Consider the following 12,664-nt stretch of genomic DNA (forward strand, 5'->3'; position numbering starts at 1 on the left):
TCAACCTTCTTGTTCATGGGTCACGGTGGCGGGCTTCTTGCCGGATGCGCGCCATGCCGAGATGCGTTCCTGGATGCTCATCACGAACACGAAGAAGACCGGAACGAAGAAAATGGCCAGCACGGTGGCGGTAATCATGCCGCCCAGCACGCCGGTACCGATCGCATGCTGCGTCTCGGAGCTGGCGCCGGAGGCGATGACGAGCGGCACCACGCCGAGCCCGAACGCGAGCGACGTCATCAGGATCGGTCGCAGGCGCAGCTTGGACGACTGCACGGCAGCCTCGATCAGCCCCTTGCCTTCCTCGCGCAGCTGCTTCGCGAACTCCACGATCAGGATCGCGTTCTTCGCCGACAGGCCGATCACGGTAATCATCCCGACCTTGAAGAACACGTCGTTCGGCAGCCCGCGGAGCATCACCGCGCCGAGTGCGCCGATCAGGCCGAGCGGCACCACCAGCATCACCGACAACGGAATCGCCCAGCTCTCGTAGAGCGCCGCGAGCACCAGGAACACGACGATCATCGACAGCGCCATCAGCATCGGCGCCTGCGATGCCGATTCACGCTCCTGCAGCGACTGGCCGGTCCATGCCACCGTGAAGCCCGGCGGCAACTGCGCCGCCAGACGCTCCATCTCGGCCATGGCCGCGCCGCTGGAGTAGCCGGGAGCCGAACCGCCGGAGATACGTGCGGACGGGTAACCCTGGAAGCGCACCATCTGGAGCGGGGCTTCCGACCAGACCGGATGCACCACTTCGGACAGCGGCACCATGCCGCCGGTCGCATTGCGCACGTAGAGCTTCATCACGTTTTCGATCTGCATGCGTGCCGGGGCATCGGCCTGGATGATCACCTGCTGCATGCGGCCCGCGTTGGGGAAGTCGTTCACGTAGGTCGAGCCCATCGCGGCCGACAGCGTGTCGCTGATGGTCGTGAACGACACGCCGAGCGCTTCGGCCTTCTCGCGGTCGATGTCCAGCCGCACGCTCGTGCCGGCCGGCAGGCTGTCCGGATAGACGCCGGTCACCACCTTGCTTTGCGCGGCCAGTTCGAGCAGCTTGGTTTCAGCCGCCTTGAGCGCCGCGTAACCCTGGTTGGCGCGATCCTGCAGGCGCATCGTGAAGCCCGAGCTGGTGCCCAGCCCGTCGATCGCCGGCGGCAACAGGCTCATGACCGTGCCTTCCGTCACGCCGCCCATTGCTGCCTGTGCGCGCATCGCTTCTTCCAGCGTGGACGAACCCTCGCGCTTGTCCCAGTCCTTGAGCACCGAGTAGTTCAGCGCCGCGTTGGAGCCGAGGCCGGAGAAGCCGTAGCCGATGATGGAGATGCTCGACTGGATCGCCGGACGCGACGCGAGATGCTTCTCGAGGGTCTTGACCACGTCACCCGTGCGCTCGACGGTCGAATCCGCCGGGAGCAGGAAGCCGGTCATGAAGTAGCCCTGGTCTTCCTCGGGCAGGAACGACGACGGCAGCATGCGGAAGCCGAACACCAGCGCGGCGGAAATCGCGACGAACAGCAGCATCACGCGGCCCGTGCGGCCGACCAGGCGGCCGACACGCGTTTCGTACCAATCCGTGAGGCGGTCGAAGCGGCGGTTGAACCAGCCGAAGAAGCCGCGCTTCTCGTGGTGGCCGTGCTCGATCGGCTTGAGCATCGTCGCGCACAGGGCGGGGGTCAGCGTCAGCGCGAGCAGGGCCGAGAACATGATCGACACGGCCATCGACAGCGTGAACTGCTGATAGATCACGCCGACCGAGCCGCTCGACATCGCCATCGGGAGGAACACGGCCGTCAGCACCAGCGTGATGCCGATGATTGCGCCGGTGATTTCCTTCATTGCCTTGATCGTCGCGTCCTTCGGCGACAGGCCTTCTTCCACCATCAGGCGTTCGACGTTCTCCACGACGACGATCGCATCGTCGACGATGATGCCGATCGCGAGCACCATGCCGAACATCGTCAGCACGTTGATCGAGAAGCCTGTCATCAACATGACCGTGAAGGTGCCGAGCATCGCCACCGGCGCTACGATCGCCGGGATCAGCGTGTAGCGCACGTTCTGCAGGAACAGGTACATCACCAGGAACACGAGCACCATCGCTTCGAGCAGCGTGTGAATCACCTTCTCGATCGAGATCTTCACGAACGGCGCGGTATCGAACGGGATCGAGTAGGTCATGCCGGCCGGCATGGTCTTGGCGATCATGTCCAGTTGCTCGCGCACGGCCTCGGCGGTCTTCACCGCATTGGCGCCCGGCGCCAGCTGCACGCCGGCGAAGGTGGCGGGTTTGCCGTTCTCGCTGTTGACGAAGGTGAATGCCTGCGGGCCGAGTTCGACCCGCGCGACATCGCCGAGCACGACCTTCGAGCCGTTCGCATTCGCGCGCAGCACGATCTTCGCGAACTGTTCCGGCGACGTGAGCTGGCCTTGCGCGGTAAGCGGCACCGTCACGCGCTGGCCCGGCAGGGCGGGCGCCGCACCGAGGCTGCCCGGGGCGATCTGCACGTTCTGCTGGCTGACGGCCGTCGTCAGGTCGTTCATCGACAGGCCGTAGGTGATCAGCTTCTGCGGATCGACCCAGATGCGCATCGCCTGTTCGGAGCCGAACAGCTGCACCTTGCCGACGCCTTCGACACGTCGCAGGTCCTCGACGACGTTGCGCGCCATGTAGTCGGCCAGCGCATTTTCGTCATAGCGGCCGCTTTCCGACTTCAGGCCGACGAACAGCAGGAAGCCCGTTGCAGCCGACTGCACGATCACGCCGTTTTGACGCACGACGGGCGGCAGGCGCGGTTCGACCGACTTGAGCTTGTTCTGAACCTCGACCTGCGCCATCGCCGAATCGGTGCCGGGCTTGAAGGTCGCGGTGATCTGCGCCTGGCCGGACGTATCCGCCGACGATTCGAAGTACAGCAGGTTTCGCACGCCGGACAGCTCGCGCTCGATGAGGCTCAGCACGCTGTCGCTCATCGTTTGCGGCGTGGCGCCCGGGTAGGTGGCGGTAATGGTGACGGTCGGCGGCGCGACCGACGGGTAGCGCGCAACCGGCAGTTCGGGGATGGCGATCAGGCCCAGCAGGATGATGAAGAGGGCGATCACCCACGCGAAGACCGGGCGCCGGATGAAGAATTGAGACATGACTGGAGGCTCCCCGTGACTCAGTGCGCGGAAGCGGTCTTGACCGCTTCAGGCGCCTTCCATGCGGTCGCGGTCACGGCCGCGCCGTCGCTCAGGCGCTCCATGCCTTCGACGACGACCTTCTGGCCCGCCTGCAGACCCGACTTGATGCGGTAGCTGCGGTGCGTCAGCTCGCCGACTTCGACGCCCTTGAGATGCGCGGCGCCCTTCGCGTCGAGCACCCAGACCTGCGTCTTGCCGCCGGCGCGCACGATCGCCTGCTGCGGCACGGTCAGCGCGTTGGCGTAGTGCGCGCGCGGGATGCGGGCACGCACGTACATGCCCGGCAGCAGTTCGCGCTTCGGGTTGTCGACCAGCACGCGCAGCAGCACGTCGCCGGTGCCCGGATCGACGTTGACGCCCGAGAACAGCATGCGGCCCTTCACGTCGTAGCGCGAGTCGTCGTCGCGCAGCACGTCGACCGGCAGCCCGTTGCCAGCGGTGTCCGGCTGCCCGGCGAGCGCGCCGCGCAGCGAATCGAGCGACGCGGCCGGCTGGCGTACGTCCACATAGACCTGGTCGATCTGCTGGATGCGTGCCATCGGCTGGCTGTCGCTGCTGGCGACGAGCGCACCTTCGGTCACGAGGGCCTGGTCGATGCGGCCCGTGATCGGCGCCTCGACGGTCGCGAACTTCAGGTCGAGCTGGCGGCGCGCGAGCGTCGCGCGGGCCTGCGCGACGTCGGCGGCAGCCTGGTCGCGCTGCGACACCGAGTCGTCGTAGACCTGCCGGCTAATCGCGTCGGCTTCGACCAGCGGCTTGAGTCGCGTGGTCTGCACCTTGGCCCGTTCGAGCGCGGCTTGCGCACGTTGCAGGGCCGCCGCGGCCGTGTCCATGTCGGCCTTGAACGGCGCCGGGTTGATCTGGAACAGCGGCTCGCCCGCCCGCACTTCCGAGCCCTGTTCGAACAGCCGTCGTTGCACGATACCGCTGACCTGCGGCCGGATCTCGGCGATCCGGTGGGCCGCGACGCGGCCGGGCAGGTCTTCGGTCAGGTCGAGCGGTGCGGCCGCCAGCGTCATCGCCGCAACCGGGATGGCCGGCGCAGCGGCCTGCTGTTCGGAGGGCCCGCAACCCGCCAGCATCGCCGCCACCAGCGCGCACACGGCGCTGTAGCAGGCTCTTTTCTGATTCTTCATGTGGACTCCTTGGGACGCAGGCACCCAATGGCCCGCATTTTCGGTTCGCAGTGTGCGTGCGCCCGATGGAGTTTTTTGTGCGGAAAGATGGAGGTTTGATGGAGGCGGCGAAAGAATCGCGGGAGGGCGATGCGAAGGCGGGCCGAGCCCGAAGAGACGGGCCTTCGGGCGATCTGGCGGTATGCGGAAGCGGGGAGCGCGGGGCGGGAATCCCGCAATCATCTGATGAAATGGCGGCGGCCGTGCATGCCGTCGGCGGTGGCGGGCGTGGACGCGAGGATGCGGGGCGGCAGGCCGGCGCGGGGGGCGTGTCGACGGCTCGCCGCGAGATTCAGTATGGATCGTTGTCGACGGCGCGTGGCGTGGCAGACGTCACGTCCTCCGGTTCGGTGTCGCGATGCGCGGCGATGCGGGGCTGTCGGGCCAGCGCAATTCGAACGCCGTGCCGCCGCATGCCGTCGGGCGACACGATGCCTCTCCGTCGTGCGCCTGCGCAATGGCGGCGACCACCGCAAGCCCCAGGCCGCTGCCGCCCTTCTGGTTGGATTGTGTATCGTCCACGCGCCGGAATGCATCGAAAATCCGGGCCGCGCAATCGGCCGGAATGCCCGGCCCCTCGTCCTCGACCAGCAAGCGACACGCGCCGTTTTCGACGCGCGTGTGAATGCGTATCGCGCCGGGGACCGCATAGCGCCGCGCATTCTCCAGCAGTGCGAGCAGCGCCTGGCGCATCCGGAACGGGTCGCAGTGTATGGGCCGCGTATCGAGATCGAGCACCATGCGTTGGCCGGCCGCGGCCAGCGAATCCTCGAACACCTCGACGACCGCCCTGACGTGCGTCGCCAGATCGGTCTCCTGGATGCTGACGCTCAGATGCCCGCTTTCAGCGAGGCTGATCACGCGGAGATCCTCGATCAGGCGCGTCAGTCCTTCCGCCTGGGTCAACAGGCTTCGGAACAGCGCCTCGCCCGGCTGGAAGACGCCTTCCGCGAGCCCCTGCAACCGCCCGCGCAGGACCGTGACCGGCGTACGCAGTTCGTGAGCGATCGCGGCATTCCAGAACGCCTGTTCGTCCGTCATCCGCTGCAACTGGGCCGCGAGTGCATTGAAGTCGTCCGCGATCAGCGCGGCTTCGCGCATCGATCGATCGCCGGCGACGGCGCGCGCGGTCAGATCGCCTTTGGCGACGCGGCGAATGCTGTCCGCGACGGAGTTGAGCGGCACCAGGATCCGGTGTGCGAGTCGAGCCGATACGACGATCGCGAGTGCCAGGCCGATCACGATGGTGATGCCCAGCCAGATCCACTCGGGGTTGGACGGAAACCAGCCCGCCTGGTAGCAAACCTCGCTCCAGTGCCGGAGCATCACGTAGTAGAACGCATAGAGCATCAGCACGACGATCAACGTGATGCCGAGCGCCAGCTCCGCCATCGATACCGCAATCTTGCGGCCCAGCCCTCCGAGCTTCATTTCGTGCTCCCAAGCGTGGCGTTGCGTCGATTCAAGACGGGAAAGTTGCGCGGTGTGATTGCCTTGGCGTCTGGTGAGAGGCATGACCGGGTCGCGCGAGCGGGGTTCCGGCCAGGGGCTGCCGTTGTGGCGCGGAAGGCCGCGGCGGGCCTCGGCGTGTCGAGATTCCCGGCTGCAGGTGTGCCGGAGACGTCATGTCGCCCGGGACCGGAGCGGGCCGGGCTTGTATCAACGGGATCGCTCCCGACCGATAGGGACGGCGGCCGAACGGCTCGATTTGCGCGGGACGGTATGGATTCTTCAGTCATGGTGTCCGCTTTGGTTCTTGCTGTTCACTCCATCGACTCGCAATGTTACCGCACGAAATTGGCCGTCGGATGACACGATGGTTCGGTATGCGTTGGAATGCGAGCGCCGCTGACGTTGCCGCGCGACGCGGGGAGACAGGGGTGTCGAGCCATCGGCTGGCCCGATGCCTGCCGGATGAATCCACGCGATCCGCGCGCTTTCGAGGCAGGGGAATACCCTGCCTTTTTTTCGTGGCCATTTGTTATGTATCATGACCTATATTGGTCAACGTTTTCTATCGTCGGAGTGTTTCAGCTCGCTTGACCCGGCGGGGTTCGATGGAAGGGGCGAGGATCGAGGAGGTGTGGGGTGTTGCTGCCGGTGCGAGCGGGAAGCATGAGCACACCGATGAGCGTGCGCTATCGCGTCCGGCGAGCGTTGATCCGGAAAACAAATGAAGCATCGAACCGAATCGGTACAGGAAGTTTCATGATGGATTTCAGATCTCCCGACATCGCGTTGTCCGTTGCCTTGCTGGCGTGGGTGACGGGCACCTATGGCATGAAGTTCGTCCGGAAGCGCAACCCGTTGCTCGGGGCCGCCTGGTGGGTCGTTGCGGCGTCCGCCATCAACGCGCTGATTTTCATGGCGACGGGCTGGTCAGGCTCGTCCGGCGTAGCGCACTTCCTGGACATGTTCACGAGAGGGTTCGGCATCCCGGTGATCGCGGCTGCCGGCATGATGGCCGTCACGCACGAATACAGGCCGATGGCCCAGCAGGTGGTGATGTTGTTCGGGATGGCCGTGGTGGGAACGATGGTGCTGATGACGCTCGAGTTCGTCGATGTCGTTCTGCCGTATTTCTATGTAGCGATGTGGGCGTTGATGGCGCTCTATCTGGTTTATTTCGTCGTGCGGCTGTTGCGCGCCGGGGAGGCGTTGCACGCGATGACGACGACGCTGGCGCTCGTGCTGTCGCTGGTCGTCGCGTATGTCGACGACCTGTACAAGATGCCTGGCAATACGCACGGCGCCGTATTCAGCTTTCCCGTGCTGGCGCTGCTGACGTGGTCGTATTTCGCGGTCTCGATCTATTACGCGTACTGCGCGCTGGAACGGAAGCGTCATGTCGAAACGGCCGGCGCTGAAGTCATGCTCCGGTGGCGTGAATTTACCTCATTCGAACAGGAATCCTGACATGAATGAGGATCTGAAAGCGTATGCGGCACCCGGCGCGGATCAGGCGGGACATGCGATGAAGACGACGCCTCGGCGCGGAAGGAAACGCGACGGCGAGTCGCGGGAGCGTTTGCTGCAAGCGGCACGCACGATTTTCGCCGAAAAGGGCTACGAGGCGGCGAGCATCGAAAGCATTGCCCTCGCAGCCGGTTATACGCGCGGTGCGTTCTATTCGAATTTCCGCGACAAGACGGTCGTACTGCTCGAGTTGTTGAGGCGCGATCACGAAGACGTCGAACGTGAACTGATGCGCATCGTCCAGGCCGGCAACGACCGCGAGGCGATGGAGCGTGCGATGCACGCGTACTTCAGGCAACGCTATCGCCAGCCGGACGCCTGCGTCATGTGGATGGAAGCGGCACTCCTGTCCGTGCACGACCGGCTGTTCCGCGTTCAGTTCGCTGCATTTCTGAACGCGCGGCGGGATCGGGGTTCGGCGTGCGCCGGCGCGCGACTGCCGTTGCCGATCGAGTTACTGACGCTCGGCCTGACGGGGCTGGGCGACGACGTGTTGCCCGACGGCGCGAGCGGACGGTGGCACCTGACCGATGCATGGGTCGACGCGGCGGTGACACGGGTGTTCGCGGGCTGCCCTTGCGACGAGACGATGGAATGACCTTGCGATCGCCGCGTACCGGTGCAAGGACAAACTGACGAGGACGGAATGAACATAAAAATGAATCGCAAACCCGGGCCGGATGCCCAGACCCGGCGCAACATACTCCGCCTCGCAGCGGTGGGCGCGGCGTCGCTCGCGGCCGGTGAAGTGTCGCTCGCGCAAGCGGCCGGCGCGGTCACCGGGAACGACGGCGTGCTCGACGTCGCGATCATCGGCGCGGGGCTCGCGGGGCTGACCGCCGCGCGCGACCTGAAGCGTGCCGGATGCGAATCGTTCGTCGTGCTCGAGGCGCGCGATCGCGTCGGCGGGCGAACCTACAACCACGACCTCGGCGGCGGGAGAGTTTCCGAGGCGGGAGGGCAGTGGTTCGGCCCCGGCCAGACGGCGATCGTCGATCTCGCGCGCGAGCTGAACGTCGATACCTTCGACACGTACTACGCCGGCAAGACGGTGTACCTGGCGGACGGTGCGCGGGTGGCCCAGGACACGCAGGGCACGGTGGGCGGCAACGGCACGATCGCGGCCCGGCTCAACGCGATGGCGAAGAACGTGCCTTCGGCGGCACCGTGGAAAGCGCCGAATGCGGCGGCGCTCGACAAACTGTCGCTGGGCGCGTGGCTCGCGCAGCAAGGCCTGACCAACGAGGAGAAATTCTCGTTCAGCCTGGCGGCCCGTTTGTCGCTCGGCACGGCGCCGGCGCAGCTCGGCTTGCTGCACTACCTGGCGACGATCAACAGCGCGAACAGCGACTACGACCAGCTCGAGTCGATCAAGGGGGGCGCACAGGAATCGCGTTTCGTCGGCGGTTCGCAGGTGCTGAGCATCAGGATGGCGAACGAACTGGGCGAACGGGTGAAGCTGTCCTGCCCGGTGCGCAGGATTTCCGGCTGGAATCGCGAGGTCGTCGAGCTCCATACCGACCAGGGCGTCGTGCGCGCGCGCCGCGTGATCGTCGCGTTGAATCCGGCGCTGTGCAATCAGGTCGTGTTCGACCCGCCGCTGCCGGATGGCCGCGCGCAGTTGCAACGCCTGTGGCCCGCTTATGCGCCGATGCGCAAGACGGTTCACGTCTACGACCGGCCGTTCTGGCGGGACGACGGGTGCAACGGTCAGGTCATCCCGGTCAACGGTCCGCTGCTGTGGGCCTATGACAACTCGCCGCCGGACGCCTCGATCGGGGTCATCAACGGCTTCATCGCACCGGGCGCGCTCGCGAGCGACGCGAAGGTGGCGGAACGGACGCTTTCCGCGATCTACGCGCAGGCGCTCGGCGACAAGGCGCTGCGCCCGACGCAGTTCCACGATTTCGACTGGGGCAAGGTGGACCCGTGGTCGCTGACCTGCATTCATCCGATTCCGCCCGGCTTCTGGACGAAGTGGGGCGAGTACCTGCACCCGCCGGCCGGGCGGCTGATCTGGTCCGGAACGGAGACGGCCGACATCTGGGCCGGCTCGATGGATGGCGCGGTGCGTTCGGGGCATCGCGCCGCACTGCAGGTTTTGGGTGCGCTCGCGCATCGGACGACGGAGGTTTGAGTGAAGCGAGCATGGATCATCGGTGTTGTCGTGGTCGCCGCCGTGTCGGCGACAGGCGTACTGTTCGGGCCCGATCTGTACGGCTATTACCGCTTCGGGAAGGCGCTGGACGGCGAGGCCGACACGCTCAGGGCCGATGCCGGCCCGTGGCCTCAGCCGCAGGAGACGTGTTTTATCTGTCACGGCCCGCGCGGGCAATCCGGTAACGGCGGATATCCGGCGCTGTCCGGCCAGCCGGCGGCCTACATCGAAGCCCAGTTGCGCGCGTTCGCCAGCGACCGCCGGCCGGACCCGTACATGGGGCCGCTTGCGCGCGGCATGGACGAGCAACAGATGAAGCTGCTGGCCGAGTATTTCGCGCGCCAGGCGCCGGTCCAGAACGAGAAGATCCGCGTCGACGCGGCACTGGCCTCGCGCGGCATGTCGGTGGTGCAGACGCGGAGCTGCGTCGCGTGCCACGGCGCGGGCCTGACGGGCAACGAGCGCGCGCCTCGCCTCGCGGGGCAGGGCGAGGCCTATCTCGCGGACCAGCTCGTCGCGTTCCGGGCGGGCAAGCGACATGACGAAACAGGCGCGATGAACGGGGTGGCCGCTGCATTGTCGGACGAAGACATCCGGGCCGTCGCGCATTACCTGGCGGGTATCGCGCCGACGCACGCCGCGGCCGCCGCCGCATCGGTGGATCCTGCGCCGCGCCTCGCGAATCACGGCGAAGCGGATCTGGTGAAGCAGATCACGGCCATCAAGGCCGGGAGTCGAGCCGATCCGGCCGGTGCGATGCATGCCGCTGTCGCCAGGTTGTCCGGCGACGACATCCGTGCCGTGGCGTACTACCTGGCCAACGTGTCTTCCGGGCGCGACGGCGGCGTCAGGTAACGCCGGGAGAGGCGATCCCGGCTGCTTGTGACGACGGCGCCGTCGGACCCCGGCGCCGATGTGGAGCGGGCAGGCAAGGGGCGGCCCCGGCGGCCGCGACATGGCGCGCGATGCCACGCGCCGCGACGGACGGAGGCCGCGGCCGCGAGCCGCCGGCCGGCGGCGCCCCGGATGGAAATTGGTGTCGGCATCGGGTATAGTCGTTCGCGACCGGCGATACGCCGGTCCTATCACATCAGGAGGGCGGGAACGCCCGGATCATGACGGAAGCGATGACAGTGCCTATTGAGCAACCGACCAGGAAACGGCGCACATCGAGTGCTGCACCCACCGGCGCGCAGCCTGAAGGCCTTCGGGCCCAGGGCGTTCGGACGCGCAAACTCATCGTGCGCGTGGCGCGGAAACTCCTGCTCGAGGGCGGTGCGCTGGAGTTTTCCCAGCGCGCGGTCGCGCAGCGCGCCGGCATCAGCGTCAGCAACCTCCAGTACTACTTTCCAACGCGGCTTGCCGTGCTTCGGGCGGTCATGGAGCCCGAGATCGAGGCCTACCTGAGCGCGCTGAAGCGCGCGCTCGAAAGCGGCGCGCCGCCGCGTGAAACGCTCGATGCATTGCTCGGCATGGCGCTCGAGAATGCGAAGGACGTCAAGGGCACGGCCCTGTGGGCCCACTTCGTTTCGTTCGCGTCGATCGATCCCGAATGCGCTCGGCTGATCGACGAATGGTATGCGTCCTTGACGCAAGCCATTGCCGCGCTCGTCCGTGCGGTGAATCCGGGCGTCAAGGCGGCCGATGGCGAGCACGTCGCGATGCTGCTCGTCGCGATGGCCGACGGGCTGGCGCTCCAGTACACGATGGGACGGCAGACGGACGGGCTCGATGCGAGGTTCCTGGCGTCGGCGTACAGCCTGGTGGAGGGCAAGGCGTCCGGCGGCAAGAGCCGATAGCGGTCGCAGCCTGACCAGGTGACACAGGAAGACAGGGCATGTCCCTGTCTTTTTTCTTTTGGCGCCGCGCGTGATCCCGCGTGGCGGGCGCTGCGTTTGACGATGGCGACGCGCAGGGTGGGCATTCAGCTTGCCCGAGGCCGGTTGCCGAGCGTTCCGCGGAATTTCGCCAGCTGACGCGATTCCGCCACGAGCTGCCCGCCCGTATCCCGCAATTCACCATCGATGACCAGCAGGCCATGGCGGACGTCCTTCGTCAGGAAGCGTGCGTGGATCGGCCCGGGGCCGGGCGCGGCCTTGAGGTGTACCGCATATTCGATCGTCGGCACCGATCCCCACTCGGCGCGATCGATGACGTTGTAGATCGGTGGCGGGAACGCATCGGCGAAGAGGGTCAGCGACGCGAGCGTCGGTAATGATTCGTTATCCAGAGAAATCCATCCCTCGATGGTGGCGGTGCGTTCCAGCCCGCCGTTCTGCAATGCACCAGGTGCGAGACGCAGGTCGAACTGCGAGATGAACGAGCGCATCGGATCGGGGATCGCCAGCGTGTCGATGCTCACGCACGAGCGATAAGGCGTGGCCGGCAGCTGCGGTCCCGCGCAGTGCGACGCCGTGGCGCCGGTCGTCCGGGAGAAGTCGCTGAACGTCGCCACGTAGAACGCCTTGAGTTCGCCTTCCTGTATCAGCGACAACGTCGCGCGCGACAGGCTTTTCGTCGATCCCAGTTCGACGATGCGGGCCGTTGCAGGGCCGGAAACGGGATGGCCGAGAAAACTCGCGTTGATCGACAGCAGGTCGGGGTGCGCGCTTCGGCCGGCGAGCGTCTCGGCTGCCAGCCGCGTGAGGTAGCCCCCGTTCGGATAGCCGAGGACGTTGAATCGAGACGAGATATCGACGGGTATTTCCACGCAGGCGCCTGACATTCCTGTTCCTGTGAAGCCATGCCCCGTCGACGGGATGGGGAATCGAATTGAGCGGCACGCGCACCGCGACGTGCACGCGAGTCGCTACCGCGCATGGGTTGCCGTGATCGAGCGTGTGAATGCCATGCGGCAATGCCATTGCCGGCGGATCGATGCGATTTCTTGCGAGGATTCGCGACCGCGAGCATAGCGGGCACGTGCGCCGCATTGAAGTTTATTTTGTGAATCGGCATGCATTCGTGCGATGAATGACCTGCTTCGCGCATCGTCGTCCGCACGCGTCAGACGGTCCTCCGAAGGCAGGGTAATCCCCCGTCTTTTTTTTATTTTGGTTATATGTATCATGACCTACGTTTGTCACATATTCCTACAAATGGATTGCGTGGTTCGTCGACTTGCCTTGCGCTACGAGCGGGGCGGGAGTAACGGCCGCACTCCGATCGG

At 66.1% G+C, this 12,664-nt stretch carries 9 protein-coding genes; 5 read left to right on the forward strand and 4 right to left on the reverse strand.

Annotated features, from left to right (window positions below; translation table 11 throughout):
* The 3 genes from BBJ41_RS34920 to BBJ41_RS34930 form a co-directional block, all read right to left on the reverse strand.
* Entirely contained in the window at positions 1-3,144 is a 3,144-nt protein-coding gene (locus tag BBJ41_RS34920) for an efflux RND transporter permease subunit (RefSeq protein ID WP_069750877.1), read from the reverse strand.
* A gap of 20 nt (positions 3,145-3,164) precedes the next feature.
* Positions 3,165-4,322, reverse strand: a complete 1,158-nt coding sequence (locus BBJ41_RS34925) for an efflux RND transporter periplasmic adaptor subunit (protein WP_069750878.1) — start codon at positions 4,320-4,322, stop codon at positions 3,165-3,167.
* A gap of 372 nt (positions 4,323-4,694) precedes the next feature.
* Positions 4,695-5,792, reverse strand: a complete 1,098-nt coding sequence (locus tag BBJ41_RS34930; protein WP_069750879.1) for an ATP-binding protein — start codon at positions 5,790-5,792, stop codon at positions 4,695-4,697.
* Positions 5,793-6,572: 780 nt separating this feature from the next.
* On the opposite strand from BBJ41_RS34930, the gene BBJ41_RS34935 reads away from it, so the two are divergent.
* The 5 genes from BBJ41_RS34935 to BBJ41_RS34955 all read left to right on the forward strand — a co-directional run bounded on the left by BBJ41_RS34935 (position 6,573) and on the right by BBJ41_RS34955 (position 11,294).
* The gene (locus tag BBJ41_RS34935) at positions 6,573-7,277 is read left to right on the forward strand and encodes a hypothetical protein (protein ID WP_069750880.1); all 705 of its coding nucleotides are present in this window, start codon (positions 6,573-6,575) and stop codon (positions 7,275-7,277) included.
* 1 nt (position 7,278) lies between these two features.
* Positions 7,279-7,935 (forward strand): TetR/AcrR family transcriptional regulator, encoded by a 657-nt coding sequence (locus tag BBJ41_RS34940; protein WP_069750881.1) that lies wholly within the window; start codon positions 7,279-7,281, stop codon positions 7,933-7,935.
* A gap of 60 nt (positions 7,936-7,995) precedes the next feature.
* On the forward strand, positions 7,996-9,474 hold the full coding sequence (locus BBJ41_RS34945; RefSeq protein ID WP_069750882.1) for a flavin monoamine oxidase family protein: 1,479 nt from the start codon (positions 7,996-7,998) through the stop codon (positions 9,472-9,474).
* A complete protein-coding gene (locus BBJ41_RS34950; protein WP_069750883.1) occupies positions 9,475-10,350 on the forward strand; it encodes a c-type cytochrome in 876 nt (291 codons plus the stop codon).
* 272 nt (positions 10,351-10,622) lie between these two features.
* Entirely contained in the window at positions 10,623-11,294 is a 672-nt protein-coding gene (locus tag BBJ41_RS34955) for a TetR/AcrR family transcriptional regulator (protein ID WP_069751456.1), read from the forward strand.
* Positions 11,295-11,419: 125 nt separating this feature from the next.
* On the opposite strand, the gene BBJ41_RS34960 is transcribed toward BBJ41_RS34955, so the two are convergent.
* Positions 11,420-12,220 (reverse strand): thioesterase family protein, encoded by an 801-nt coding sequence (locus tag BBJ41_RS34960; protein WP_083282109.1) that lies wholly within the window; start codon positions 12,218-12,220, stop codon positions 11,420-11,422.
* Between the last annotated feature and the right edge of the window lie 444 nt (positions 12,221-12,664).

It is taken from the genome of Burkholderia stabilis, from assembly GCF_001742165.1.
Classification (GTDB): domain Bacteria; phylum Pseudomonadota; class Gammaproteobacteria; order Burkholderiales; family Burkholderiaceae; genus Burkholderia; species Burkholderia stabilis.

Excerpts from the sequence above, each read along its gene's own strand:
- BBJ41_RS34920 (WP_069750877.1), bottom strand. The coding sequence starts at position 3,144 with ATGTCTCAATTCTTCATCCGGCGCCCGGTCTTCGCGTGGGTGATCGCC.
- BBJ41_RS34930 (WP_069750879.1), bottom strand. The coding sequence starts at position 5,792 with ATGAAGCTCGGAGGGCTGGGCCGCAAGATTGCGGTATCGATGGCGGAG.
- BBJ41_RS34940 (WP_069750881.1), top strand. The coding sequence starts at position 7,279 with ATGAATGAGGATCTGAAAGCGTATGCGGCACCCGGCGCGGATCAGGCG.
- BBJ41_RS34925 (WP_069750878.1), bottom strand. The coding sequence starts at position 4,322 with ATGAAGAATCAGAAAAGAGCCTGCTACAGCGCCGTGTGCGCGCTGGTG.
- BBJ41_RS34945 (WP_069750882.1), top strand. The coding sequence starts at position 7,996 with ATGAATCGCAAACCCGGGCCGGATGCCCAGACCCGGCGCAACATACTC.
- BBJ41_RS34955 (WP_069751456.1), top strand. The coding sequence starts at position 10,623 with ATGACAGTGCCTATTGAGCAACCGACCAGGAAACGGCGCACATCGAGT.
- BBJ41_RS34960 (WP_083282109.1), bottom strand. The coding sequence starts at position 12,220 with ATGTCAGGCGCCTGCGTGGAAATACCCGTCGATATCTCGTCTCGATTC.
- BBJ41_RS34935 (WP_069750880.1), top strand. The coding sequence starts at position 6,573 with ATGGATTTCAGATCTCCCGACATCGCGTTGTCCGTTGCCTTGCTGGCG.